Source organism: Luminiphilus sp. nBUS_16 (assembly GCF_051201645.1).
Lineage (GTDB): Bacteria > Pseudomonadota > Gammaproteobacteria > Pseudomonadales > Halieaceae > Luminiphilus.
Genome location: NZ_CP179205.1, coordinates 269,675 through 294,078, shown reverse-complemented (window position 1 = coordinate 294,078; position 24,404 = coordinate 269,675). Strand labels below are relative to the sequence as shown.

Annotated in this window: 24 protein-coding genes; 14 read left to right on the top strand and 10 right to left on the bottom strand. The window is 51.9% G+C overall.

What is annotated here, in order from left to right; genetic code table 11:
- Nucleotides 1-113: 113 nt before the first annotated feature.
- The 4 genes from ACMAY6_RS01405 to ACMAY6_RS01390 all read left to right on the top strand — a co-directional run bounded on the left by ACMAY6_RS01405 (nt 114) and on the right by ACMAY6_RS01390 (nt 2,303).
- Nucleotides 114-689, top strand: a complete 576-nt coding sequence (locus ACMAY6_RS01405) for a hypothetical protein (protein ID WP_435213804.1) — start codon at nt 114-116, stop codon at nt 687-689.
- A 2-nt stretch (nt 690-691) separates the two neighbouring features.
- On the top strand, nt 692-1,018 hold the full coding sequence (locus tag ACMAY6_RS01400; protein ID WP_435213803.1) for a hypothetical protein: 327 nt from the start codon (nt 692-694) through the stop codon (nt 1,016-1,018).
- 28 nt (nt 1,019-1,046) lie between these two features.
- Nucleotides 1,047-1,388: a zinc ribbon domain-containing protein YjdM gene (locus ACMAY6_RS01395; RefSeq protein WP_435213801.1), complete on the top strand. Its 342-nt coding sequence runs from the start codon at nt 1,047-1,049 to the stop codon at nt 1,386-1,388.
- Between the two features lie 477 nt (nt 1,389-1,865).
- Nucleotides 1,866-2,303: a disulfide bond formation protein B gene (locus ACMAY6_RS01390; protein WP_435213800.1), complete on the top strand. Its 438-nt coding sequence runs from the start codon at nt 1,866-1,868 to the stop codon at nt 2,301-2,303.
- A 91-nt stretch (nt 2,304-2,394) separates the two neighbouring features.
- Here ACMAY6_RS01390 and ACMAY6_RS01385 read toward each other — a convergent pair whose 3' ends face one another.
- The gene (locus ACMAY6_RS01385) at nt 2,395-3,210 is read right to left on the bottom strand and encodes a hypothetical protein (RefSeq protein ID WP_435213798.1); all 816 of its coding nucleotides are present in this window, start codon (nt 3,208-3,210) and stop codon (nt 2,395-2,397) included.
- Between the two features lie 517 nt (nt 3,211-3,727).
- Between ACMAY6_RS01385 and ACMAY6_RS01380 the strand changes: the two genes are divergently transcribed.
- Nucleotides 3,728-5,041: a hypothetical protein gene (locus ACMAY6_RS01380; protein ID WP_435213796.1), complete on the top strand. Its 1,314-nt coding sequence runs from the start codon at nt 3,728-3,730 to the stop codon at nt 5,039-5,041.
- Nucleotides 5,042-5,151: 110 nt separating this feature from the next.
- Here ACMAY6_RS01380 and dmpG read toward each other — a convergent pair whose 3' ends face one another.
- The 3 genes from dmpG to ACMAY6_RS01365 all read right to left on the bottom strand — a co-directional run bounded on the left by dmpG (nt 5,152) and on the right by ACMAY6_RS01365 (nt 8,038).
- The gene (gene dmpG / locus ACMAY6_RS01375; RefSeq protein WP_435213795.1) at nt 5,152-6,183 is read right to left on the bottom strand and encodes a 4-hydroxy-2-oxovalerate aldolase; all 1,032 of its coding nucleotides are present in this window, start codon (nt 6,181-6,183) and stop codon (nt 5,152-5,154) included.
- Between the two features lie 87 nt (nt 6,184-6,270).
- Nucleotides 6,271-7,179 carry an acetaldehyde dehydrogenase (acetylating) gene (locus tag ACMAY6_RS01370; protein WP_435213793.1) on the bottom strand — a complete coding sequence of 303 codons (909 nt, stop codon included), beginning with the start codon at nt 7,177-7,179 and terminating at the stop codon, nt 6,271-6,273.
- A 67-nt stretch (nt 7,180-7,246) separates the two neighbouring features.
- Nucleotides 7,247-8,038, bottom strand: a complete 792-nt coding sequence (locus tag ACMAY6_RS01365; protein WP_435216084.1) for a fumarylacetoacetate hydrolase family protein — start codon at nt 8,036-8,038, stop codon at nt 7,247-7,249.
- 399 nt (nt 8,039-8,437) lie between these two features.
- On the opposite strand from ACMAY6_RS01365, the gene ACMAY6_RS01360 reads away from it, so the two are divergent.
- Nucleotides 8,438-8,659 (top strand): hypothetical protein, encoded by a 222-nt coding sequence (locus tag ACMAY6_RS01360; RefSeq protein WP_435213792.1) that lies wholly within the window; start codon nt 8,438-8,440, stop codon nt 8,657-8,659.
- A 119-nt stretch (nt 8,660-8,778) separates the two neighbouring features.
- Here ACMAY6_RS01360 and ACMAY6_RS01355 read toward each other — a convergent pair whose 3' ends face one another.
- The 3 genes from ACMAY6_RS01355 to trmL form a co-directional block, all read right to left on the bottom strand.
- Nucleotides 8,779-9,891: an NADH:flavin oxidoreductase gene (locus ACMAY6_RS01355; protein WP_435213790.1), complete on the bottom strand. Its 1,113-nt coding sequence runs from the start codon at nt 9,889-9,891 to the stop codon at nt 8,779-8,781.
- Between the two features lie 274 nt (nt 9,892-10,165).
- On the bottom strand, nt 10,166-10,912 hold the full coding sequence (locus ACMAY6_RS01350; protein ID WP_435213789.1) for an NUDIX hydrolase: 747 nt from the start codon (nt 10,910-10,912) through the stop codon (nt 10,166-10,168).
- 301 nt (nt 10,913-11,213) lie between these two features.
- Nucleotides 11,214-11,690: a tRNA (uridine(34)/cytosine(34)/5-carboxymethylaminomethyluridine(34)-2'-O)-methyltransferase TrmL gene (gene trmL / locus ACMAY6_RS01345; RefSeq protein WP_435213787.1), complete on the bottom strand. Its 477-nt coding sequence runs from the start codon at nt 11,688-11,690 to the stop codon at nt 11,214-11,216.
- Nucleotides 11,691-11,764: 74 nt separating this feature from the next.
- Between trmL and ACMAY6_RS01340 the strand changes: the two genes are divergently transcribed.
- Nucleotides 11,765-12,043: a YciI family protein gene (locus ACMAY6_RS01340; RefSeq protein ID WP_435213786.1), complete on the top strand. Its 279-nt coding sequence runs from the start codon at nt 11,765-11,767 to the stop codon at nt 12,041-12,043.
- Nucleotides 12,044-12,198: 155 nt separating this feature from the next.
- Here ACMAY6_RS01340 and ACMAY6_RS01335 read toward each other — a convergent pair whose 3' ends face one another.
- Nucleotides 12,199-12,402: a hypothetical protein gene (locus tag ACMAY6_RS01335; protein ID WP_435213784.1), complete on the bottom strand. Its 204-nt coding sequence runs from the start codon at nt 12,400-12,402 to the stop codon at nt 12,199-12,201.
- 194 nt (nt 12,403-12,596) lie between these two features.
- On the opposite strand from ACMAY6_RS01335, the gene ACMAY6_RS01330 reads away from it, so the two are divergent.
- The 4 genes from ACMAY6_RS01330 to ACMAY6_RS01315 all read left to right on the top strand — a co-directional run bounded on the left by ACMAY6_RS01330 (nt 12,597) and on the right by ACMAY6_RS01315 (nt 17,939).
- Nucleotides 12,597-13,472 carry a hypothetical protein gene (locus ACMAY6_RS01330; protein ID WP_435213782.1) on the top strand — a complete coding sequence of 292 codons (876 nt, stop codon included), beginning with the start codon at nt 12,597-12,599 and terminating at the stop codon, nt 13,470-13,472.
- 90 nt (nt 13,473-13,562) lie between these two features.
- Complete coding sequence (locus ACMAY6_RS01325; protein WP_435213780.1) at nt 13,563-15,107, top strand: phytoene desaturase family protein; 1,545 nt, start codon at nt 13,563-13,565, stop codon at nt 15,105-15,107.
- Nucleotides 15,104-16,726: a phytoene desaturase family protein gene (locus tag ACMAY6_RS01320; protein ID WP_435213778.1), complete on the top strand. Its 1,623-nt coding sequence runs from the start codon at nt 15,104-15,106 to the stop codon at nt 16,724-16,726. The genes ACMAY6_RS01325 and ACMAY6_RS01320 overlap by 4 nt, the downstream gene beginning before the upstream one ends.
- On the top strand, nt 16,719-17,939 hold the full coding sequence (locus ACMAY6_RS01315) for an aminomethyltransferase family protein (RefSeq protein WP_435213777.1): 1,221 nt from the start codon (nt 16,719-16,721) through the stop codon (nt 17,937-17,939). The genes ACMAY6_RS01320 and ACMAY6_RS01315 overlap by 8 nt, the downstream gene beginning before the upstream one ends.
- Nucleotides 17,940-17,959: 20 nt before the next feature.
- Here ACMAY6_RS01315 and ACMAY6_RS01310 read toward each other — a convergent pair whose 3' ends face one another.
- Nucleotides 17,960-18,811, bottom strand: coding sequence for a hypothetical protein (locus ACMAY6_RS01310; RefSeq protein WP_435213775.1), 852 nt, complete (start codon nt 18,809-18,811; stop codon nt 17,960-17,962).
- 351 nt (nt 18,812-19,162) lie between these two features.
- Between ACMAY6_RS01310 and ACMAY6_RS01305 the strand changes: the two genes are divergently transcribed.
- Nucleotides 19,163-19,936 carry a helix-turn-helix domain-containing protein gene (locus ACMAY6_RS01305; protein WP_435213773.1) on the top strand — a complete coding sequence of 258 codons (774 nt, stop codon included), beginning with the start codon at nt 19,163-19,165 and terminating at the stop codon, nt 19,934-19,936.
- Between the two features lie 9 nt (nt 19,937-19,945).
- Here the strand turns inward: ACMAY6_RS01305 and ACMAY6_RS01300 are convergent, their stop codons facing one another.
- On the bottom strand, nt 19,946-21,424 hold the full coding sequence (locus ACMAY6_RS01300) for a glutamine synthetase family protein (RefSeq protein ID WP_435213771.1): 1,479 nt from the start codon (nt 21,422-21,424) through the stop codon (nt 19,946-19,948).
- 49 nt (nt 21,425-21,473) lie between these two features.
- On the opposite strand from ACMAY6_RS01300, the gene ACMAY6_RS01295 reads away from it, so the two are divergent.
- Nucleotides 21,474-22,775, top strand: coding sequence for an NAD(P)/FAD-dependent oxidoreductase (locus ACMAY6_RS01295; protein WP_435213769.1), 1,302 nt, complete (start codon nt 21,474-21,476; stop codon nt 22,773-22,775).
- 147 nt (nt 22,776-22,922) lie between these two features.
- The gene (locus ACMAY6_RS01290; protein WP_435213767.1) at nt 22,923-24,398 is read left to right on the top strand and encodes an acyl-CoA synthetase; all 1,476 of its coding nucleotides are present in this window, start codon (nt 22,923-22,925) and stop codon (nt 24,396-24,398) included.
- Nucleotides 24,399-24,404: the final 6 nt, after the last annotated feature.

The following is a 24,404-nucleotide window of genomic DNA, read 5'->3' as shown; positions in this document are numbered from 1 at the left end:
GCCGTGAGTAAGACAGAAAGTGTCTGGCCAACGACAAAGTCGTAGCAACCTACAGAGGTAGCCAGATTTAAAACGAAAAACCGTAGCCACCATCAAGATTAGTAGGAACATTAATGAACGACAAACTGACGTTAAACAACCTAGAAAAACTCATGGAAATGGAAACCCAGCTTCGAGGCGAGTACCAACCGAAGCTCGATGAAAAAGACGCTGCCATCTCCAAGCTAGATGACAAAAAAACCGCGCTAGAAACCCGAATTAGCGAGCTTGAAAAGACCATTGCGACTCAGTTGACAACCATTACAGAGCTCTCAGGAAAGTCCAAAGACGCCCAGGCATTAGAGCAACGCAACCGAGAACTGCACAACCGTTCGGAGAATATGAAAGAAGAGATCGCCGCGGCAAAGGGTCGTGTGAAAGCGCTACAAAAAGACCTTGCTGCTGAACGCTCCGAGCTGGCAGAACTTAAAAAATACGATCCACAGCGACTGCGTAAAAACTTAGATGCCACTAAAAAGAAACTCGCAGAGAAAACTACTGCCGCAGACAAGCTACAAAAATCTTTGTCCCAAGCTCGTGCAGAGAACACGCAGCTAGAGCAGAAAGTCAAAGATCTTGAAGCACAGCTAGCCGAAACCAACGCTGAGAGCGAAGACCAGACCGACGAAGGAAGCCAAGCTGCGGCCTAAAGATGACGCCTCGCAATGATAAGCGAGGCATTTTTGTGCCCGTCCCCGATGGCCTCGCCATCTTAAAGAGGGGGCTGGCAGATATCGTTGAGATGATGCGAACGCATAGCGATCTCAAGCTGGGTGCTTTTGCTGAAGACCCCTTACTTATAATCTTTACCAAGAGGGACAAGTTTGGTCGGGAACATCTAGCACAAATGGCTCATCAGTCACTACGAGAACGCGGAACCTACGTCATGGCAGCAATCAAAAAGCGCAAACGTTTCCCGTCTCCTAGCCTTCGCCGCGTCCTAGCACTCCAAAATTTAATCACGGTAGATCACTCATAAATCTGCCACCCACTCGGAGTACCGTGTCATGAGTGAACACCCTGCATGCCTGAAGTGTCATTCAGCCTACACCTACCCAGACGGAGATCTTTTGGTATGCCCCGAGTGTGGCTTCGAATGGCATCCAGATACTTCAACCACTGACACCCCAGACAGCCCGGCGATACTCGATGCCAACGGCAATGCCCTGCAAGACGGCGACACGGTAACGGTAATTAAGGACCTAAAAGTCAAAGGCTCATCGTTGGTAGTAAAAGTAGGGACTAAAGTGAAAAATATCCGCCTGGTGGAGGGCGATCACGACATCGACTGTAAGATCGCCGGCGTGGGTGCGATGAAGCTGAAGTCACAATTCGTCAAGAAAGTATGATCAGCAGACTCTTATGTTAAATGAGCCACTGCGACTTTCCGCTGAGGCTCAGGGCTGTTAATTAGCATCCCTTTGTTGCACTGCTCTACAACCCAAGCTGTTTGCTCTCAGACTCGCCTTATTCAACAGGCCCCTGGGATTGCTGTTCCTGTGGTAAACCAAAGCTTTTTCTCAGCCGTGCCCCAAGCGGAGTCACCTTGAGAATTAACGCCAATTTAATATATTCCATTACGCACTTGCAGGATGGTCACCTACCTCCGGCTCATCTGAAAGAAAAATTAGTAGGCAACGAAATCACCACGACTGAGTTCTTGTAAAAGGGGACTCCAGCAAGGTTCAAGCTTTACTCGTCGATGCAGCCATCGCTGAATGTCAAAATAAGTAGGCGAAGCTACGACGGGGTTTGTTGCTAGTGGATAGGACAGTGATGATGGTGGCAAAATGGGGAATCACCTCTAAACTCTTATCAGCGCTTCTATGTCGCCACCCCACTGGGAGGGTCAGCACATTAATCTATTGGATCTGAATTTTTGGCAACGCCAACAGCGAACCCTCGGCCTGATTGCCATTCTCATAGGGCTGGGTGCCTGGGGGATGGAGTTTGCCGGCACGGTCTACATTTGCCCCTACTGCAGGGTACAGCGCACCGTCATATTACTGCTCGGGTTAATCATGGTCCTGCCCATCGCTCGCCATTGGATACTGCAATACTTCGCTTCTGTGATCGGTTTTTTGGGCGCAGTCGTTGCCGTCAACCAAAATTTCATGGGGTGGGCGAAGATTTCAAAAGGGGAATTCGCGTTTAATGAATTGCTGTATATCGACCCATTTCTTCTATCTAGCGGATCCCTGTTTATTATCGTTGGGCAGCTGTGGCTAATACTTGGCAAACATGACACGCCCCAGCAGCGCTAAATACTGACGCTCGGCGGTAAACGAACTCCAAAAAAAATCTACTTTTTTTGTGCCAAAAGCCGTGCCGCCGATCGCGGTTACGGCACGCCTTTCACATCCTCACGTAAGACTGCGTGATTACCTCGCCGTTGTAGATAAATGACTGGGTAAAGTGGTTCTCGTCAATCAACACCATTTTCACTTCATTAACGGTGCCCTCATATTTCTCCATCGAACTCACCATTGCGGTTTCAATGGCATTGCCCTCAGCATCCACTGCAAAAGAGCCATAACCAAAATCCTGCGCTATCTCACCCTGATAGGCGACGTTCTGCAACCAGATAAAATGACCACCACCAATCATCTTTGTTTCAGCAAAAGCAGTTATATCCGGATCAGCAGTGTCACGAGCCTCAAGGGTCCACAACCCGTCAAAAGGTGTGGTTTCTATAGAGGCTGTGTTCCAAACTTCAACCATATCCAGCAGACGCCCTCCTTCATAGGGCATGCCAATAATCGATTGCTGAAAGCCCGCAGCAGTCGGCTCAATGGCAACATCGAAGCTATAACCGGACACCGGGCCATCGTGATTGACTCTGGGCACCTCAACCATGACACCGTTGTTCCAAGTGGCATCACCCGCACCCACGTCAATATTGTCCGTTAAGGCATTCTCAAAAGCATACATAAACCGCCCCTTCGAATAGATCTTTATTTGATCCCGAGTGTAATAACTGACCTCACCGTCTTCGGTAACGGTGACGCCCTCAATGAGGTAGGCGCCGTCGGGTAGTGCTGCACTCGTGTCAGGTGTTGAAACAGCCACTGGCTCTGACGCGACTTTTACAGTCACTTCCGGGGTAGGCTCGGCACCACACGCAGCTAAAACAACTGCCGTGGATGAAAATAATGCTGACTTTACGCTCATTTAAAGGATCCTCTGTGTCGGTGAGACGCCAAATGCCATCACAAACCACCCTAACGATTGGCGTATTTCGTGTATAGGCCGAAGGGGACCGTTCATCGCACATACAGTCGCTACTAGCTGATTTTCTGCAGTAAACACCGCCTAAGAACATTGAGTAAGCGACTTGATGCACGTAGTGACTGAATCATCTCCAAACAAGCATGCTGCAGGGCATGACAAGACGTAAATACCCGTGCTTTTAGTAACTTGGCGCTTTTCACCACGCCGCAGACTCGGCTAAACTTACCAGGGAGGCAAAGCGCAATAACGGTCGGTCTTCCTTGCTTGTGGCTACCGGTCAAGCAGCGCAACGCGCTACCCTAGTTTCATGGCAAACCGCTAATTTCAGGTAAGGACAGATGCCTGAGCGGCAGTCCGCTCCATTCTTATGGGGTGCTTGAAACACTTTAGCCACTCGCACCGTATAACAGTTAAGATTCCCCCTTTTTTTTACCACCTAGCACTGGAATTCACACGCATGTCAACGAGTCAGCCCCCTACCACCACGGCCACTCAGCAACCGCTTTATCATCGTTTTTCAGATATTTTTAAGGCCGGCTTCAGCATCGACTGGGGTATAGGTTCTTTCCTGGTGATCAGTCACGTTCTCGTGTTGCTGCTGACACCTGTCGCCTATGTCTATGCCCCTGCAGGTCTTTGGCAAGTAATGTTGGCGTGGACGCTTATCCACGCCTTCATTGGCTCACTATCAACAACCGTATATTCCCACAGACTTATTGCCCATGGCGCGGCGAAAGACGTTCGATTACCAACGCACATCTTCTTCCTGACACTACAGCTTTTTGCGGTGCAGGGCAGTGTACGGCGATGGTCGGCTCAGCATGTCATCCACCACGCGGTCGATAAAACCGGCCAACACCACCTCGACCCCTACTCGGCCACTTGGTTTAGCACCAGTTGGCGGAATTTTTTGTGGTCACACATGTTCACCTATTTATTCAACCACCCTTATTCTCGCGAGTTTGATAGTGCCCTTAAAGCCAAGGCACACCCCGCCATTGTTTGGCAGGACAAGCACTATCTGCCACTCCTCATTGTGGCCAACTTTGTACTGCCGATTGGACTCGGCATCGCACTAGCGGGCTGGCTGGGGGGTTTCTGCATGTTATTGGCGGGTAGCGCAGGTTTCGTGCTCGCGCAGCACAACACATGGACAGTGAACAGCGTGACGCACATGTGGGGATCCAAGAAGGGGTTAATCAGCTCTGCTCGCAACAATTACGTCTGGTTGGGTCCGCTGGGAGAGGGCAATCACCATGCCGACCACCATGACTACCCCAGAGATTTTCGCAACGGATTTGGCTGGAGCGGCTGGGTGCTGGATCCCACCCGGTATGCCATTCTGGCGCTAAGGGGCTTAGGGTTGGTTCAGGGGCTCAACCGAGCGAGTCGCTGGCAAGAAGCGCAAATTATTGCCCGTCGTAAGGTTCGAGATACGAAAGCAAAATCACCCTCGATAATTTGGCAGCAGTGGGAAGAAAAACTGTCCAGATTGGGGGATGAGTGGCTTGCTGCCGCTAAAGCCTGGGATCAATTTAAATTAGAAAAGAAGAGACTCACCCATCAGATTCGCCAGTCAGGAGCCCATAGCATGGCCGCTGCGCGGGAGCGTATGGGAGTGACTCAGGAAGATCTAATTCGGGATTTACGTGCCAGACGGGAGAACTTACGTGCCGAGATGCAACAGGCTCGTAAACGTCTGAAGGCAGGACGTGAAGAATTTTTTAACGCGCTGTGGGAACTCAAGCAGGCCAACATAGCGGTTGCCTGAGTTGAATTCCGGGAGGCTGGGCTGCAGTTGCGGGCACTAAAGTTCGATACCCGTAACCTGCTGCGGTCTGGCGCCTCAGTGATGCCAAAAGGCGCGTCGCCGACTCAGATCTAGAGTGTGCCTTGTGCTTTTGCCATATCCAGTGCGAGGTCTTCAATCATATCTTCTTGGCCACCCACGGTACGGCGCCGTCCAAGCTCCACTAAAATATCTCGGGTAGACAAGTTGTACTTCTCGGCGCTGCGCTTGGCGAACAGCAAAAACGAGGAGTACACGCCCGCGTAACCCAGTGTGAGCGCATCGCGGTCGACACGAACCATATGATCCATCATGGGTACGATCAAATCCTCGGCAATATCCATAGCTTTAAAAGTATCGATGCCAGTCTCAATGCCCATACGATCACAAACGGCAACAAAAACCTCCAAGGGCGTGTTACCCGCACCAGCACCCAGACCTGCAAGGGAGCCGTCGATACGGTTTGCACCCGCTGCGACAGCAGCAACCGAGTTGGCAACGCCCATCGCCATATTGTGGTGTCCGTGAAAACCCAACTCTGTCTCGGGTTTAAGTTCGGCCCGGGCGAGGGCAATGCGCGAAGTCACATCATCGGGGAGCATGTAACCGGCAGAGTCTGTGATGTAAACACAGTTAGCACCGAAGTCTTCCATCATCTTCAGCTGCACAACTAATTCCTCGGCTTCAATCATGTGGGCCATCATCAGAAAGCCCACTGTATCCAAGTTGTCGATACTCTTCGCCATGCTGAGGTGCTGCTCAGAGACATCGGCCTCCGTGCAGTGTGTCGCCACGCGAATCGTTGAAATCCCGCAATCAACCGCCATTTTTAGGTGATCAACAGTGCCAATACCGGGAAGCAATAGCGCCGAAATTTTGGCATTTTTCATTTCTTTACAGACCGCGGTGAGATATTCCTCATCACTGGCAGCGGGGAACCCGTAGTTCACCGACGAACCACCAAGACCGTCGCCGTGGGTCACTTCAATGAGCGGAACGCCGGCATCATCCATCGCCTTGGAGATAGTTACCATCTCATCGACGGTAATTTGGTGCCGCTTGGGATGCATGCCATCGCGCAGGCACATGTCGTGGACGGTGATTTTCTTTCCTTTTAAGTCCATTAGCTGCTCTCTTGTGTCTTGGGGCCGGATCGGATCTGGCCGACTACCTTTTATACGATAATTTGCTGAGATTGACTGACTCGCACCCTATACAGCAGCTGGCAAGAATCTCCCCGCTAACATTTCCTCGGCGTACATTTCTGCCGTGCGCAATCCCGCCGCGGTCATGATGTCGAGATTTCCCGCATACTTGGGCAGGAAGTCACCGAGGCCTTCAACCTCCATGTAAATCGACACACGCTTACCGTCGAATACCGGCCCATTTTTGAGGGTGTACCCCGGCACATATTGCTGTACCTCCTTAATCATCGCGTGCACAGATTCAATGATGGCTTCTTGATTGGGGGTTTCTTGTGTCAGGCAGTGCACCGTGTCGCGCATGATCAGGGGGGGCTCAGCCGGGTTAATAACAATAATGGCCTTACCCGAGTGGGCACCACCGCACACCTCAATGCCCTTGGCCGTCGTGCGAGTGAATTCGTCAATATTCTTCCGCGTTCCCGGCCCCGCAGACTTGGAGCTTACCGTCGCAACAATCTCTCCATAAACCACTTCTTGGATGCGACTTACCGCGGCCACTAGCGGAATCGTTGCCTGACCACCGCAAGTCACCATATTTACATTCATTGCTTTCTTCGCGACGGCGTCGACTAAATTTACGGGAGGAACACAAAACGGGCCGATAGCCGCTGGAGTCAGGTCGATCATAACCGCCCCTTGCTCATTGACCTTGCGACTGTTCTCCGCGTGGACATAGGCTGAGGTAGCATCGAAGCAGATTTGCACGCCATCGTCCCTCATGGTGGGCAGCATGCCTTCTACACCTTCGGCCGTCGTCTTCAAACCCAACTCTGCTGCGCGTGCTAGCCCAGGGGATTCAGCGTCCACCCCCACCATCCAAACCGGCTCAATCACTTCGCTGCGCTGCGCTTTCATTAGCAAGTCAGTACCAATATTGCCGGGACCGATAATGGCTGCTTTTATCTTATTACTCATGCCTCAATCCTTGTTATTCGCCAATAACGAACCTGCGTCTTGGCGCAAATTTATCGAGTCTATTGTGCTAGACGAACCGGCAGCTACAACCGCCGACACCGGCGACTTCAAGTGACATTTCATCCCCAGCCACCACCGGAATCAGGGGCGCTAAGGAGCCGGATAAAATCACTTCGCCAGCTTTAAACGGTATTCCAAACTCCCCCAGCGTATTGGCTAACCAGGCCACTGCGGTCAATGGGTTGCCTTGTACCGCACTGCCCAAACCTTCCGATTGAAATTCACCGTTTTTATAAATTTTCATGTGTAGATTCGGCAAATCAACGTCTCTAGGGTCAACCTCGGTTTCACTCAAAACATAAACACCACACGAGGCGTTATCGGCCACGGTATCTTGAATTTTTATCTTCCAGTCGGCAATCCGGGAATCAACAATTTCGAAACAGGGAATAACGGTTTCGGTAGCGTCCAGAACGTCGGCTTCAGTAACCCCCGGACCAACAAGATCCTTCTTCAAACGAAAAGCGATTTCCCCTTCCGCCATAGGCGCAATTAGATGGCCGGCGATAGGAATATCTGACCCGTTGGGGTACTCCATGGTATCCATCAAAAACCCAAAATCCGGCTGAAACACGCCCAACATTTCTTGTACCGGCTTGCTGGTTACCCCAATTTTCTTACCGACAATCGTCTCACCATCACCCTCCACCCTGCGATCCAACACCCGCAAACTGATGTGGTAAGCGTCTTCAATTTGGATGTCACCCTCACGATCGGTCAGCGGAGACACCGTTTGCCCACTGCGTAATGCGTTATAGAGTTCATCTCCCAGCGCGTTAATTCTTTCCCGGTCCATCATGTTATTCAAAGCCTCTTTCTTCTTGTGACGCTGTGCCCGAGGTGGCAGCTCCTACCCATTCAAAAAGCGTTGCTCTCCAGACCCTTTGTCAATATAGACCACGCCGACTCACTGCTTAATCAATGCTGCTGCTTTTGTGGGTGCAGCAACGCCTAACTTCTGGCAATTCAACGCGTAACGTCGATGAAAGCAGTGCCTGGCATTTCACAGGCTTATTTGAACCCATAGATACCCCCCGGTCATACTCCCCGTGGCTTACGCCTGAATGAAAACTTGCCAACCCAGGTTTCGGCCATTGCCATGTTATGCTGAACTCCTGCCTCGGTTTATAGCCTTGTGGATGCCCCTTTTTCCTGTCGTGAAAAGACGCCAGTCAACCTACCCCATTACGAGCATGCGATGAATAGAATAGAGAAGCTGAAGAGTGACGTGTACAGCTTTGAGGAACTGGATACTCTTGAGAAAAACGCAACCAAACTACGAGACCAAGAAACCTTAAGCTTGATCGCACAAAGTCGCGCCTCAAAGAAAGCCAAAGGTGAGAAACCCAAGAGTACTGTCGACGAAAACGGCGTACCACTGACCAAACGCGGCCGCCGCGATGCAAAAGCTGGGCGCTAAGCTAGCACTCCCGCATGGCTCAATAGAGCACCACTAGGTGCGCGCCGCTGTAGAGAAAAGTCTGCGACGGATCCATTGAACCTGCCTGCCTCCAAGTGCATCCATCTCAACAGCCACCGTTATACCAACTTCATGAGCATTTCTTTCTCATAGGGAGCAAGACTGCTAACACCACCCTGCTGAACTTTATTTGCCCAGTCGGGATTAGCAATCAATGCCCTTCCCACCGCCGCAAGATCAAACTCTCCGCGCTCTAACGACTCCAAGAGCTTGTCGATACTGGCGATATCGCCACCGCTGAAAAACCCCTCACCGGGCTCAGGAATAAAGTCTTTATCCAGGCTGATACTGCCCACCGTTATGGTGGGGACACCCGTAAGCTTTTTCGTCCAGCCCGCAAGGTTCAGGTCGCTGCCTTCAAACTCCGACTCCCAGAACCGCCGTTGTGAGCAATGAAAAAGATCAACGCCTGCGTCTACCAAGGGAGTCAAAAAGCGCTCCAAGGCTTCAGGGGTTTCCGCCAATCGTGCGGTGAAGTCCTGTTGCTTCCACTGCGAGTACCGCAAAATAATGGGGAAATCAGCGCCCACAGCTTCCCGGCTTGCGCGAACGATCTCAGCGACAAACTGCCCGCGATGAGCCATGTCGCCGCCCCATTGGTCTTCTCTAATGTTGGTTCCACCCCAAAAAAACTGGTCCAGTAAATAGCCGTGCGCGCCGTGTAGCTCTACCGCGTCAAACCCCACCGACTTAGCTGCCGTGACACCTTGAACAAAGGCATCAATCGCATCCTGAATCTCTGAGTCAGTCATAGCGTGCCGATTTTGTTTGCCCGGCACGTTCATTCCTGAGGGTGTGTGCCCCAAGGACTCCCCCTCACCAATTTTTAGATCCCCCGACCCGCGCATGCCCCCGCAATGCCAAAGCTGAGGTGCAATTTTTCCTCCCGCTTGGTGCACTGCCTTAACAACCTCAGCCCAGCCGTCGAGTGCTGCACCATGAAAAAATGGGACATTCAGGTAGCCCTCAGCGGCATTGACCTGAGGGTGGGTGCCTTCCGTAATAATAAGACCGACCCCGCCTTCGGCGCGCTTACGGTAATAGTCGACAACATGCTCTCCCGGCACATTGTCGGGACACATATTGCGTGTCATGGGTGCCATCACCACACGATTCTTCAATGTGAGATTCGGTGTTTCAAAGGGCTGAAATAGAATATCGGTTGAGGTCAAAGGGTTACTCCAAAACGATTAAAGAGAGGGGGTTGGCCGTGGTATTGAGGGAAATTCGCGGCACATTAAGCCGATCGGCCTTAATTTTCATGTTTTTGGTTGCGGAGCCAATGCTAAAAGCTTCTCGGGAGAAATACCATCACCGGCCCCGTCGTCATTCTGCGGCTGCGGTCTTTGCCAATGTTTATCCACCGCATGTTTAGCTTCCCCCTATTAGAGTCAACACCCATGCAGCCTTAACACATGATCCTTGGTGCTGGCGTTTGAGCCCGCGCTATAGCGTTGTGATGCGTGGCTTGCCATTGATAAATCGAACGTAGGTTGCCGGCGCTTGCAGCTGTGCGTCACGGCTCAACTTTAGACGCTGATCGACCATATCAATGATCCAACGAGTAATCGTAGGTAAATCAAGGTTCTGCGTCTCAGACAGGGTTAACCAATGGAGGTCGAGTAACTCACCGGAAGCTTTAACCATATCGTCAGGGTCTGTTTGTATGAAATCATCAAAGATCATAAAGAACCGCGTATCGAAGCGACGATTGCGATACGTGGGGGTAACGGCTCGCGCAATAAAATCGATTTTATCCAATGGAGGCTCAACGCCATGATCAAAATAGCGCTGCCAAACGGCGTTATTGGTAGTTAATTTTTGCCCGGTCTTCCGTCCAATAATAAGCCCTGTCTCTTCGAAGGTCTCTCTAATCGCCGCCAATGCCAGCCCCCGTAACTTGTGATTGGAGACATTTTTTCGAGTTTCCTTTTGCAGCCGCCCAATAACAGGGTCGCTGAGATCGGAAGGCACGCTTATTCGTTGGTCAATAGCATCAAGACGCCCACCGGGAAAAACAAATTTATTGGGCATAAACACATGACTAGCCGCACGCTTACCCATAAGAACTTTGGGCTCACTGCCTTGGCGAACAATCACCAACGTGGCAGCTTCTTTGGGGCGCACTGCCTGAGCTTGTTCGTCGCGATACTGATTATCGCCCTGGGACTTATCATTAGCTGCTTCTGCCACCGCTCACACCTTTTTTCTCTCTACCGCAACGTACCACTTGGGAATCTAGCGAATCCCAGCGTCCTTGTTCGCCTAACCTGCTGCAACGAAAAGCACGTTCAGCGAGGGTTCTAGCCTCATCGAAAACCGCCGACTCAGCTCTAAATAATCTGGTTAATCGTATCCGCCGCAGAGATAGCAATACCCGTCCATGGGATGGGGTTTCATCTGATTTTTCAGTACCCCCTGTCTGACCTGCTCCGATAAGTGACTGGCCTCAAGACCTTTGAATTTTGGCAGGTCGTTTGCCCTGATGTGACGTCTAGCTTGCACCCGGATAATCCCCTTGACGCCATGCCTCATAAACGACGACCGACACGGCATTGGCCAAGTTCAGACTTCGACTGTTGGGCAGCATGGGTAATTTGACGACGTGATCATGAGATAGCGTCGCCAAAATTGTCTCGGGCAGCCCTTTGGTTTCCGAGCCAAACAACAGGGCATCTGAATTCGAAAAAGAAAAATTTGAATGTCGTGCAACGCCGCAGGTCTCCACCGCCACAAGCCTGCGATCAGAATTTTGCTCTCGATAATGTGCCAGAGATTCCCACTGCATCACGCTGGCGAATTCATGGTAGTCCAAACCCGCGCGGCGCAGCCGCTTGTCATCCATTTCAAAACCCAGGGGCTTAATGACATGCAGCGCTGCCCCAGTATTGGCGCAAAGTCGAATAATGCTACCGGTATTCCCGGGAATCTCGGGCTCAAAAAGCACGATGTGCAGAGGAAACGCGCTCACAGACAGCCCGTCAATAAGGAGATTTGAAAAAACGAATACGCCATAATCAGGTTTCGGTTAAAAAGGGATTTCACATGTTTTTTGTCATTGACTGCCAGGACAAGCCCGGCCATCTCGCTGTACGGCTTGAAAATCGAGACGCACATCTTAACTACCTCAAGGACTTTGAGCAGCAACTTATCATGGCCGGACCCTTTATGGATTCTGACAATCAGATGATCGGCTCAATGCTGATCATGGCATTCAATGATCATGCAGAGGCCGATAGCTTCTGTGCCGCTGACCCCTATGCCCTTGCAGGCTTATTCGAGCGCGTTCAAATTAGGCCCTGGCGAAAAGTTCTGCCCGCCTAAATTGTGGCTGCTCAGGCACTTGATGCGCGCTTTACTGCAAACAGTAGAGCCTATTACGACCTTTAAGCCTTAGGGTTATAAATTTATGGCGGCGAAATGAAGCGCACTGAATCGCAAACAGTCTGAGGATCGGTGGCGTTAGTTTTCCAGAGGAATCATAGCTTCGCTCTGTTACGGGTCAGCCTTATATAAAGCAGGAAACTAAACACCATACCCAAGGCAATGAGAACAACAGAAATGACCGCGCGATACGGAGTTTCAGGGCTCCATAGCTCTCCCTGCTGCAACCAATAATGCGCATAGAGCGAGAGCGCCCAGGGACTTAGTGCCAATAAAAATACAATAATTTGTCGCGTCATTATCTGGCAACCCGCAAACCTCGATCGCCAACCTTATACTGCCGGGCTTGTGCTGTTAATACTGATGGCCCCTTGTTTTGTTTTTTCCTATCCGGCCCTCATGGCTTGCCAATAGGGTCGATGCCTCGTTATGTTCCATTACCGATGATGACTACCGGTGCAAAGGGGGTTGAACAATGAGCGGGCAACGTTTTATGAATAAGTCACCCCTGATCAACGGCTGGCCGCTCTTTTGGTGGCTCGCTTTGGTGCCCGCTGGTTTTATGGTCAGGGCCAGCCTGCTCACTGACTTGAGCAGCCCTGACGGCATTTCGGCCATGATCCAATATTCTGTGCGCTGGGCCGTACCGCTTATTTTTCTAATCACAGCCACATCGGCCATGGCGCGCTTGTTCCCAAATATTGTTACTCGTTGGCTGCTGCGCAATCGGCGCTACGTAGGTCTCGCCTTCGCCACAGCCATGGTCTGGCAGGGTGCGTTCATTTTTTGGATTTCGGTGGGGCACCCCGATCACTACTACACCAATATCTATTTCTTACGGGACGAGCTGGAGGGTAGCAGTGGCTATTTGTTTCTAGTGGCCATGATTGTGACCTCATTTTCCTTTGGAAGACGTTACCTTAGCGCTGCCCATTGGCGCGTATTGCACCGTTCAGGGGTCTATTTTCTATGGGCCTACCCTTTCAGTGTTTACTGGTGGAATATAGCCTATTACGGGAGTGATCTTTGGCTCGACTACCTTTTTTATGGTCTGGGCTTCACCGCCTTTGCCCTGCGAATCGCGGCCTGGGGTAAGAGCCGACGGCAACCTCAACAAAACATCAGCGGGCACGCGGTGGGCGGCACGCTGCTGGTCGCAGGCGGGCTGGTACTGGGGATGACAGGTTCCCTGTGGCAAGAATCGGTTTCAGCATTTCTGTTAGCACCAACTTCATCCCAAACCCTGGAGCTTTGGCTGCCCTTCTGGCCGTTTCAACCCTTCCTGCCCCTACTGCTAATGGGGCTAGGCACTTGGCTACTGACCTTGAACGAAAAATCCGTCCCCTCAGAGACGCAGGTCGCCACATAGATCATCTGCCGCAGCGTTTAGCAACGTATAGGCAGGGTGGCTATAAAAACTCATGAAAACTAATCTGTCAGCAGACATTGGGATGTTTGTATGAGCGCAACTGACACAATCGTAATTGGAGGCGGCCACAACGGCCTCATATGCGCCACGCTGCTAGCGAAAGCAGGACAGCAGGTTGTGCTCGTCGAGGCCGCAGAAACCCTAGGAGGTCTGGCCGGTCAGCGAGAGTTTCACACAGGGTTTAACGCATCTGTTGCCCAAACACTGTACGCCTTACCAAAGGCAATAATCGATGCCCTCGACCTGCCTCGGCATGGGTTTGTGCCCAATGTCGATGCTATGACCACGACGGCACTGTCCCTTTCCGAGCCGCCGGTACGGCTGGAAAGCTCCCACCTCTTTGGTGCGTGTGAGGCTGATACCGCCGCCTTCGCTAACTACAAGAAGCAGCTCGCCACCTTTAGCAAAGCCCTTGCGCCCTTTTGGTCAAAAACCATGCCGCGCATTGGCGCAGCGGGCCTTAAAGATTTGCTGACCTTTGGACAAATGGGGTTCAACATTCGAACCATGGGCAAGGCCGATATGCTCGAGTTCTTTCGAGTGGCCACCTTACCCATGCGCGACTTGGTCGATGAACACTTCTCAGGGGAATCACTTAAGGCCGCACTGTGTTGGGACGGCTTGTTAGGCTCTCAACTCGCGCCGCGGTCCCCTAATCAGGGCGTTTTGACGCTTCTGAATCGAATGGCGGGACATTGGGAAGGTGAGCACAGCGTACCTGCCGGTGGCATGAAAATATTTGTAGACGCATTGACCAGCGCCGCGACTGCCGCCGGGGTCACCATTAGAACCGGAACTCCGGTAGCGCAGATTGTGATAACACCCAGCGAACAGGGCCAACACTGCAGCGGTGTGGAACTCGAAAATGGCGAGGTACTCACCAGCAAACGGGTTATTTCCAGTGCAGATCCTAAAACGACGTTTCTTGATTTGGTGGGCCCCAGGCATCTGGAAATTGAATTTAGCAACCGCATTCGCCGGCTGCGCAGCAAGGGCTACGTCGCCAAGTTACAATTAGCACTGTCTGAGTTACCAAAATTCACCGGTCTTGATACCCCATCAGGGCGGCTGATACTGGCTCCGTCGATGGATACCATAGAGTTTGCCTGGGACGCCGCTAAATATGGCGAGCTCCCAGAACATCCTGTTATGGATGTCTGCTTACCCACCCTTACGACTCCTGATGCTGCCCCGGCAGGTCAGCACATTCTCTCCGCAAACGTCATGTACATACCGGGGGAGCTGAAAGGCGGCTGGACGGACGCGGCTCGCGACAATCTGACCGCGCAGCTGATATCACAGCTCGACAACTATGCACCGGGTATTAAGGCGCTCGTGCTGGGTAGCGAACTGCTGACTCCGATTGACTTGGAACAGCAGTTTCGGGTTACGGGGGGCCATTGGCACCATGTAGAACCCGCTATTGATCAGCTTCTTATGATGCGTCCCACCTACGAAGCCGCGCAGTATGCAACGCCCATAGAGGGCCTCTATCTTTGTGGTTCTGGAAGCCATCCTGCTGGCGACATAAGTGGTAATCCTGGACGCAATGCGGCGCGGGAGATTCTATCGTGAAGCAATATGATGCGATTATTGTTGGCGCCGGCCACAACGGTCTCACCGCAGCAGCCTACCTTGCTAAAGCGGGCCTTGATGTTGTTGTCTTAGAAAAAAATGATTACATCGGTGGCGCAGCCGTTACCCGAGAAATGCACGAAGGCTGGTTTTACTCCAGCTGCTCTTACGTGTGCTCCATGATGCGCCAATCCATCCATCGCGATCTTGATTTGACGCGTCACGGACTTCTGTTGGTGCCCTATTTAGGCACGGTGAATTTTAGCGACCGAGGCGATCGCGTGCTTCTAGACTACGCCGATGAAGAGGCCGCCTATTTGGAACTTCGGCGCCATTCACCCCACGACGCCGATGCCATGTCGCGGTTTCAGGCGGACCTAGGCCGATACGCCCAGCTTATTCGTAAGACACTGCTGCGTACTCCCCCCGACCCTAGCTCGTTCAAGCCCAGAGATATCAAGGAACTACTCTGGTTAGGGAAGCAATTTTGGGGTCTCGGTGAGCGCGAGCTTTACGAATACATTCGTTTTTTTACTATGAGTGCCGCCGACTTTCTCGAGGACTATTTCGAAAACGATCTCATTAAGTCAGCCATGGCCAGCCCTGGCATTATCGGCACAGCTCTAGGGGTCTACTCCCCCGGTTCTGCCTATATTCTGTTGCACCACGTGATGGGTGATGTCGACGGCAACGTAGGCGCTTGGGGCTTAGCGAGGGGAGGAATGGGCGCCATTTCCCATGCTCTTGCAGGGGCTCTCAAAGAGCATGGCGGCAGCATTCAGACAGAAGCTCCTGTTGCAAAAATTCTCGTAAAAGACGGCGCTACCGTTGGTGTAGCTCTGGAAAATGGTGACGAGATTTACGGCAAAATTGTCGTCTCTAACCTCGATGCCAAGCGCACGTTCACTAAAGTAATGGATAAAGATGATCTCCCCCCCGGCATCTTTGAGCGGGCAAGCAATTTCAAAATTCGAGGTTCATCAGGAAAAGTAAATATCGCCCTGTCGGGTATGCCAAAGTTTACCCACGTGCCAGACAACCGCTACGTCAATCGCGGCGGGCAGGGCTTTTCCGGCTCTCTAGAAACTATGGAGCGTGCCTACGACTGCTGGAAACGTGGCCGGTGGTCCGATGACCCCTTTATTGAGGCCGTGATTCCCTCCGCCTGGGACCCCACGGTAGCGCCACCCGGGTGCCATTGGATGTCGACTTTCATCCAATATTGCCCGCCCACACTGGCGGACGGCGATTGGACCCCTGAAAAACGCGATGCCTTCGGGGCTACCGTTATTGATAAAATCGAGCGCTATTCTCCAGGCTTTAAAGACTTGGTGGTTCATGCTGAAGTGCGTACCCCCCATGAAATTGAGAATGAGATCGGCCTTACTGAGGGCAATATATTTCAAGGTGAATTAACGATTGATCAGCTGTTGTTTAACCGCCCCTTCCCCGGTTACGGGCAGTACCGTATGCCTCTGAAAAATATGTACATGTGTGGCTCATCAACTCACCCCGGCGGCGGCGTCTCCTCGGCCTGTGGCGCCAACGCAGCCCGCGAGATTTTACGAGACCTGCGCAAACCCAACACCGTACCGGAGGATGATTTCTACGATGAGTAACCCGGATATTCTTCGAGAAAATACCGCCGACCCCTACGCCGGAGAGCGGTTAAAGCTCTCCCATTTTCATGAGCGGCAAGCAGCACTCAACCTGCGGGATGCCTGGTCGTCATGGAACGGATTTAAGTTTGCCGATTATTATTATGACGTCGACTACGAGTACTTTTGCATCCGCAACACTTGTGGCACCTACGACATCTGCCCCATGCAAAAATATCTGATCGAGGGCGCAGATGCCTTGGCAATGCTCGATCGCATGGTCACTCGTGATCTCAACAAATTACGGATCAACCGTGTCACCTATGTCGCCTGGTGTAATGATTCGGGGCGCATGATCGATGACGGAACGATCTTTCGTTTGGGTGAGAAAAAATTTCTGCTGACCTGCGGCAGTCCCTGCCTAGCTTGGCTGCGTAAAAGCGCCCTAGGGTTTAGTCAGCTATCGATTGTCGAACACACCGAGGCGCTGGCCGCATTGTCCCTCCAAGGGCCCACAAGCTTTGCCGTACTGAAGGCCATGGGGCTGGAGGCCGCTAGTGCATTAAAGCCCTTTGACATAGGCCACTACCCCTTTGCTGAGGGCGAGATAATGATCTCACGTACCGGCTTCACGGGTGACTTAGGCTACGAGCTCTGGATTGAACCCAATCTAGCACTGACGTTGTGGGATCATTTGTATGAGGCGGGGGCTAACTACGGGATCCAGCCCTACGGCGAAGCCGCCACTAATATGGCCCGCCTCGAAGCCGGATTTATCATGCCTTACATGGAGTTCAACGAGGCGCTTAAAACCGTCAACTTTGAGTACGATCAGACCCCTTTAGAGCTCGATCTTGCCTGGCTGGTAGATTTTAAAAAGCCGCATTTTAACGGTCGACGCGCACTGCTTGAACAACACAAAACAGGACCAAAAATCCTGCTCACCAAGCTCAACATTGAGGGTAATAAACCGGCGGAAGAGGCACTTCTGTACAGCGATCACGACTGTGGCGACGAAATAGGGTACGTCACATCAGCCATGTGGTCCCCCTCGGTCAAAGCAAATATCGCCTTAGCAATGATCAATGTCGAAGCGTTGTCTGGTGAGATCTGGACGGAAATTTACTACCAGAAGGAACTGAGACACCATCGTAAAGTGGCGCGATGCACCGTCCAGAAAAAGGCCTTCTGGGGCCCAGAGCGGGCTAGAGCGACGCCACCCAGCCTCACCTAATCACGCAGATAATACAGCGGCTAAGCCGGCTGCTTTTCGGCCTCAATCTCTTCGCGCCATTGCGATAAATTCATGCCAATTGCCATAAACCCTAAGATCCAAAGCGCCTCATCCCAAGCGAACAGCCAGTGACCTCGGAAGGCCCAATACCCCGCAATTAACCACAAGCCGCCATACAGAAAATACTTCGCGTTTTCGGCGAAGCTCAGCAAACGACTCCGGCTAACCCCGCGGTCCTGTAACTGCAGGCGGACTTCAATAAGCGCAAGAATCAGCAACCAAAGCAGAACCTCCGCAATGTCTGCCCAAGCCAATTCAAACTCAACGCCCATGCCGGCCGTATCGGTAATGACTTGGCCTTGGGAGAAGATATAAAACGTGGTGTCTGTCGAGAAGCTCTTGCAGGTGGTGGCGTCGAGTTCCTGATAGGCCAAATTGCGCGCTGCTGATAGCCCCTGATCGACAAAACCACAAAGTGAAACCCCCACATGCTCAACACTGTTCAACAAGTCATGCAGATACTCTGCGTAAGCAACGACAGCATGACCAATAACGAGGTAACAAGAAACTCTGACGATATTCATGCACCTCACCCAAAAAGGCGTGAAGGCGGCATCTGAAAGAATGTAAGTCTCCAACTCGAGCAAAAAAAGTAAGACGAACCAGCCCAACTCGTCCAAGGTGGTTGCAAAAGCAGAGGTCCAATCGAACCAGCGCCAGCCCTCGTGGTAGGTGTGGCTCACCTGATTAATATCGAGCACGATGTAGTTCCCGAAATTCACCAATAGCAGTGAATAAACAACGAGCTTTATCCACTGGGGGTAGCCGATCCCCAAAAAGTGACCACTCATAGGGCGGGAGGGTGGTGTCATCGCAACAAGACTCCGTATTTAACCGGCAGTTGACCTAATTCTGAACACTCAGTATTTGCGAGGCTGCAGCCCTTCATTATTACCCTTCGTTCCAAAGTTTTGTGTGTAGTTCTCAGGCTAACCCCTCAAAGTACGCACAACCACTGTGCCGATACGTTCGCAAAAACTTTAAAAAAGAGCCCGCGATGGCGGCACCAGAGACACCCCAACACCCCGTTTATTACGCAGCTGGATTTCAGGGTAGCCAAGAGTAAGATAGCAGTCTAACGACAGGCTACGGAATCTCATGAGACGGCACAGCCCGATGTTGCCAAATGTTATAGCGCGACCTGCCTCTGGAGCAATATCCTGATGCGCAGAGCCTTCGCTGTTTCGTTTGTCGAGAGCTACGTCAATGCCTGGAACAGGCGGGACCCTAATGGGGTAGTAGAACACCTCCATGAGAATGGCCGCTACATCGATGCGGCAACCCAACAACAACTGACACACACCACACTGGAAACCGAGCTCGTTGAATATTTTCAGGGAGCGGTTTATCACTTCGAGGTGCTGGGTGCTGTCCTTCACAATGCGGAAACTATTGCCTTTCAATATCAGGCATCGCCAATGGAACATCCCGATAAAAGCATTGTTTGGCGTGGCGCTGAATTCATAACGCTTCAGGGCTCAACAGCGCAGGAAATTAGCGACTACTATCAAGCCTTAACACCTGATGAAGTGATTAAATCGACACATGCTGTAAGGCGGTACGCGAAATCAGGGCTGCACACAGAAGCAATGAAGGCTCTTTTGAAGCATCTAGAACAATTGATGACCACAGATAAGCTATACCTTGACCCCGATCTCTCCCTCCCAAGACTTGCCGAGCGCCTTGGGACGTCGGTCAATCACCTATCTCAGGCCATCAATGCAGGCTTAGAAATGACGTTTTTTGACTACGTTAATCAATACCGTATTAATGAGGCTATGGAGATTCTAAGTAGCGGAAGTCAGCGTTACCCAGCCATTCTCGATGTCGCGCTATCAGTAGGATTCAATTCAACCTCTACCTTTTATACCGCGTTTAAAAAAATCAATGGCCACTCGCCGGCTAAATTCCGAAGGGCCCAAAGCCAGTCGCAGTAATTCAGCGAGTTACAACGCTCTTAGATACCACTGATAGTCTAAGTCAGGGATCTGGCTATAGTAGTCATTGCTCTCTCCCCGACGAATAGCGCCATAGACACGGGCAAATTTTTCGCCTAAATAATTTTGCATAACCCGACTCTCCGAAAAAAACCGTATGGCGTCATCTAAGCGAATGGGTAGCGACGTTTCATCCTCAGAAAGGTCGGCCTCTCTGGGCACTGGCGCACCAGGGTCGCCCTCCTGACCTAAACCCCAATGAACCCCTGCTAAAACCGCTGCCAGCACTAGGTAGGGATTGGCATCAGCCCCCGCCACGCGGTGCTCAATACGGCGGCTCTGTTCATTGGAGCGTGGTATACGAAGCGCCACGTCACGGTGGTCGTAGCCCCAATTTTTTCCCGAGGGTGCCAGTGCACCCGCTTGCACACGTCGGTAAGAATTGGGGTTCGGCGCAAAGCACAACATCGACGCATCGAGCAGGCTTCCCAAGCCCGCCACCGCGTGTCGCAATCGCGGCATCATCCGGGGGGGATTAGTAGACTCGGGGGCCGCAAAAATATTGTTGCCCGCCGCATCATAAACGCTGGCATGAATGTGCATGCCACTGCCGGGAATTCCTGCAAAGGGCTTGGCCATAAAGGTCGCCCCAAACCCGTGTTTTCGCGCAACGCCCTTTACAATGCGCCGCAGCAGCAACGCATGCTGCGCTGCCAAAAGCGCATCTGTTTGATGGTGCGTATTTATCTCCCACTGACCCGGTGAAAACTCGCTGTGAATGGCCGTCAAAGGCACATTCTGAAGTTCGCTGGCGATGCGCACGTCGTTTAAAAAGGCATCGCAATCAAAGAGATCGTCAGGCATGCAGTACTGAATCCCCTCCTGAACCCATTGAGTACCCGGAATATTCCCTTTGAGTGGGGCTGGGCGCTCGCCTTCGGAGTGGCCCAGTAAATAGAACTCAAGTTCGGTTGCCACCGTAGGATGAAGCCCAGAGGCCGTGAACGCATTTAATACCGACACGAGTGGGCAGCGGGTATCGACCCAATCGAGTTCACCACTTTCATCGGTGTAAGCCACCATGACTTGGGCTACAGGGGATTCATACCACGGCACAACTGCCAGTGTTCCGGCGACGGGGCGTATGATTTGATCGGGATCACCCCCAAGTTCTGGGTAGGGCGTGGTTTCATAAAAATTGCCACGAACTCCCAAAAGGGGCGCCGATTGAGGCGACAAAAACGTCCCGCTAAAGAGCCGTTTGAACTCTGATCTCTGTATGCGTTTACACCGCGGAATCCCAGAAAAATCAGGCATGATCAGCTCTATGACCTCAATATCCGGATTCAGCTGCATAAACCGGTCGAGTTCAGCTTGGTCCGCATAGTTCATGATGTGCACCGCCTGAAGGTTGAGGTCAAAAAAATAAAAAATACTGTGCCGCTTGTCTACCTGCCGTATAGGGTACCAGTCAAAGGCTCCCCTCATTAGATACACTACGTCGCTCTACAGAAGATCAACCGCACCGAGGTTTATTATGTTTGGTTTACGCGCACTTAAAGAAACCCAAGAGCACACCCACTCGTTTTACGCCGCCTCCGCTAATACGGCTACCGCTTATCCCGCTTTAACCGGTGATAAACAGGCCGATGTGGTCGTTGTTGGCGGTGGTTTTTCAGGGGTAAACACCGCTCTTGAACTCGCTGAGCGTGGGTTTGATGTTGCTCTAATAGAGGCCAACCGTATTGGCTGGGGAGCCACGGGTCGCAATGGCGGTCAGGTTATTGGAGGCATTGGCCATACGCCCGAGCGCTTTAAAAAATCAATCGGCGAGGCAGGGATTCGTGACATTTATCAAATGGGTATCGAAGCGCGAGATGTAATACGTGAGCGCGTAGAGCGTTATGACATTCAGTGCGATCTCAAGTGGGGCTACTGCGATGTTGCGCTGAAGCCACGACACATGAAGCAATTTGCTGAATGGCAGGCCTTTGAAAAAACCATCGGTAACCCTCACCCCTACACACTGCTAGATCGAGAAGAGATCAAAACCTACGTCAACTCGGACCGCTATCTGGGCGGTTTGCACAACACGGCCAACGGCCATTTGCACCCACTCAACTTGTGTATCGGGGAAGCGCAGGCGCTAAATGCTCTGGGTGGCGCCATTTATGAACAGTCTCGCGTAGTAGTCATAGAACCCGGGGCCCTGCCGGTAGTCCGAACCGAAGCCGGCAGCATCACCGCGAAAACCGTCGTCTTGGCTGGCAATGCCTACATGGGAGGGCTGGTGCCCAAGCTAAGCAAACAGGTGCTTCCCTCTGCCAGCTCGGTTATTGCAACGGCTCCCCTCTCCCCAGAACTTGCGCAGCAAATTTTACCGGGAGACGTGGCAGTCTGTGATCCAAGAACCGCTCTGGACTACTTTCGGCTGTCAGCTGACCGACGACTTCTATTTGGTGGCCTCTCAAATTACACGGGCATGGAACCAAAGAATTTAAAGGGCGTGATGTATAAAAAAATGACTCAGGTCTTTCCAGAGCTCGAAAATACAGCCATCGATTATGCTTGGAGTGGTTGGATTGGCATTGGCATCAATCGCATGCCGCAACTGGGACAGCTTTCTGACAATATTCATTACATTCAGGCGTATTCAGGGCATGGCGTTGCGCCTACGCACATGATGGCCAGGGTAACCGCAGAAAAAATTGCTGGGGAGTCTAGCCGCTTTGAGGCAATGGCCAACATCCCTCACATGGCATTTCCCGGCGGACCGCTGCTGGGCCGAGCAATCCTCGCTGTGGGCATGACCTATTACAAGGCCCTTGACCTGCTTTGAGGCTGGGTTAGGTATTGAGCGCCCTGTGCAAGCGTCGCGATCTATCAATCAACCACTGTCTGATACCAGCCGGCCTCCGTTAAATATTGGACCTAATGGTTATCCAGACTTTACAGTACAGACTTTAAGTATCGGGGTGGAAACACCATGCACAGTCCCCTCAGTCGCAGCAACCCTGACAAACCTGCTCTCGTAGACGGGCAAGATCAATACACCTACTCCCAAGTAGATCTGGAGGTACAGCGGTTCGCCAGCGGGATTCTTGCTAATGCAGAGGACCTCAACGAAGAGAGAATCGCATTCTTAATCCCCGCCAGCCCAGAATACGTGACTGTCATGCACGGCATATGGCGTGCTGGTGGCATCGCCATTCCACTCAATACCGCATCGGCTGAAGCCGAGCTTGAGCATTGCCTCACCAGCACCAGCGTCAAGCGCCTTGTCGCAGTAGCACCTTTTCTTGAGCGTGTTAGACCACTGTGCGACAAACTGGCCATTGTCTTAAGCTCCGTGGCTGAGCTTTTAAGTGACAATCTTAAGTCCATGCCCGAACTATCCGCTGATCGAAGGGCTCTGATTATCTTTACCAGCGGCACTACAAGCCTGCCTAAAGGCGTTGTGACAACTCATAAAAATATTAAAGCTCAGATCACGACACTCGTGGACGCCTGGGCTTGGTCTGAAAATGACGCTATCCCACTTTTTCTGCCCCTGCATCATGTGCACGGCATTATCAATGTTCTTAGCTGTGCCTTATGGGCGGGTGCAACCGTCCACCTCATGCAAAAGCTTGATATAGAAAAGCTATGCGTAGAGGCAGTGAAAGGCACCTACAATCTTTTCATGGCGGTGCCCACCATTTACGTTAAGTTGATTGATCATCTTGAAAGTCTTGATGCAGCAACAGCACAGCCGATCAAGGCAGCGTTTGGCGCTATGCGGCTCAACGTGTCGGGCTCGGCTGCCTGCCCCGTAGCAATTTTTGAAGCCTGGCAGCAGCTAACGGGGCAAGTTTTATTAGAGCGCTATGGTATGACAGAAATCGGTATGGCCCTGTCAAACCCCTATGTGGGAGAGCGACGAGCGGGTTATGTAGGGCAGCCATTTCCCGGCGTCACCGTGCAACTTTTTAATGAAGACCATCAGCCAGTCACTGAAGCCTCGGCGTCTGGGGAAATTCGCATCAAAAGCGACACCGTATTTTTGGAGTACTGGAACAACCCGAAAGCCACCATGGACAGTTTCAGAGACGGCTGGTTCTGCACCGGGGATATTGCGGTTATTGAAGAGGGTTATTTCCGAATTATGGGGCGCTCCTCCATAGATATCATTAAATCGGGGGGCTACAAGCTGTCAGCGTTAGAAATTGAAGGAAAGCTTCTCGCTCACCCGGCAATTGCTGAAATAGCAGTTCTTGGAGTTGAAGATCGCACCTGGGGCGAGTCTGTCGCGGCTGTCGTTGTGCTTCGGGAAGGCCAGACATTGGATATCGACACACTTAAAACATGGTGCGAGGGTAAGCTGTCGTCCTATAAACTTCCGAAAAAGCTTGTGATCATCCCGGAGTTACCGCGCAACGCCATGGGTAAGGTCGTCAAACCCAAACTCAAGGCACTTTTCTAAATAATG

Bases quoted from the DNA above. Each gene is read 5' to 3' on its own strand.
- ACMAY6_RS01360 (WP_435213792.1), top strand. From the start codon at position 8,438: ATGAATAGAATAGAGAAGCTGAAGAGTGACGTGTACAGCTTTGAGGAA.
- ACMAY6_RS01385 (WP_435213798.1), bottom strand. From the start codon at position 3,210: ATGAGCGTAAAGTCAGCATTATTTTCATCCACGGCAGTTGTTTTAGCT.
- ACMAY6_RS01295 (WP_435213769.1), top strand. From the start codon at position 21,474: ATGTTTGGTTTACGCGCACTTAAAGAAACCCAAGAGCACACCCACTCG.
- ACMAY6_RS01335 (WP_435213784.1), bottom strand. From the start codon at position 12,402: ATGACGCGACAAATTATTGTATTTTTATTGGCACTAAGTCCCTGGGCG.
- ACMAY6_RS01380 (WP_435213796.1), top strand. From the start codon at position 3,728: ATGTCAACGAGTCAGCCCCCTACCACCACGGCCACTCAGCAACCGCTT.
- ACMAY6_RS01305 (WP_435213773.1), top strand. From the start codon at position 19,163: ATGCGCAGAGCCTTCGCTGTTTCGTTTGTCGAGAGCTACGTCAATGCC.
- ACMAY6_RS01315 (WP_435213777.1), top strand. From the start codon at position 16,719: ATGAGTAACCCGGATATTCTTCGAGAAAATACCGCCGACCCCTACGCC.
- ACMAY6_RS01340 (WP_435213786.1), top strand. From the start codon at position 11,765: ATGTTTTTTGTCATTGACTGCCAGGACAAGCCCGGCCATCTCGCTGTA.
- dmpG (WP_435213795.1), bottom strand. From the start codon at position 6,183: ATGGACTTAAAAGGAAAGAAAATCACCGTCCACGACATGTGCCTGCGC.
- ACMAY6_RS01325 (WP_435213780.1), top strand. From the start codon at position 13,563: ATGAGCGCAACTGACACAATCGTAATTGGAGGCGGCCACAACGGCCTC.
- ACMAY6_RS01390 (WP_435213800.1), top strand. From the start codon at position 1,866: ATGTCGCCACCCCACTGGGAGGGTCAGCACATTAATCTATTGGATCTG.
- ACMAY6_RS01290 (WP_435213767.1), top strand. From the start codon at position 22,923: ATGCACAGTCCCCTCAGTCGCAGCAACCCTGACAAACCTGCTCTCGTA.
- ACMAY6_RS01330 (WP_435213782.1), top strand. From the start codon at position 12,597: ATGAATAAGTCACCCCTGATCAACGGCTGGCCGCTCTTTTGGTGGCTC.
- ACMAY6_RS01370 (WP_435213793.1), bottom strand. From the start codon at position 7,179: ATGAGTAATAAGATAAAAGCAGCCATTATCGGTCCCGGCAATATTGGT.
- ACMAY6_RS01310 (WP_435213775.1), bottom strand. From the start codon at position 18,811: ATGACACCACCCTCCCGCCCTATGAGTGGTCACTTTTTGGGGATCGGC.
- ACMAY6_RS01365 (WP_435216084.1), bottom strand. From the start codon at position 8,038: ATGATGGACCGGGAAAGAATTAACGCGCTGGGAGATGAACTCTATAAC.
- ACMAY6_RS01300 (WP_435213771.1), bottom strand. From the start codon at position 21,424: ATGAGGGGAGCCTTTGACTGGTACCCTATACGGCAGGTAGACAAGCGG.
- ACMAY6_RS01400 (WP_435213803.1), top strand. From the start codon at position 692: ATGACGCCTCGCAATGATAAGCGAGGCATTTTTGTGCCCGTCCCCGAT.
- ACMAY6_RS01405 (WP_435213804.1), top strand. From the start codon at position 114: ATGAACGACAAACTGACGTTAAACAACCTAGAAAAACTCATGGAAATG.
- ACMAY6_RS01395 (WP_435213801.1), top strand. From the start codon at position 1,047: ATGAGTGAACACCCTGCATGCCTGAAGTGTCATTCAGCCTACACCTAC.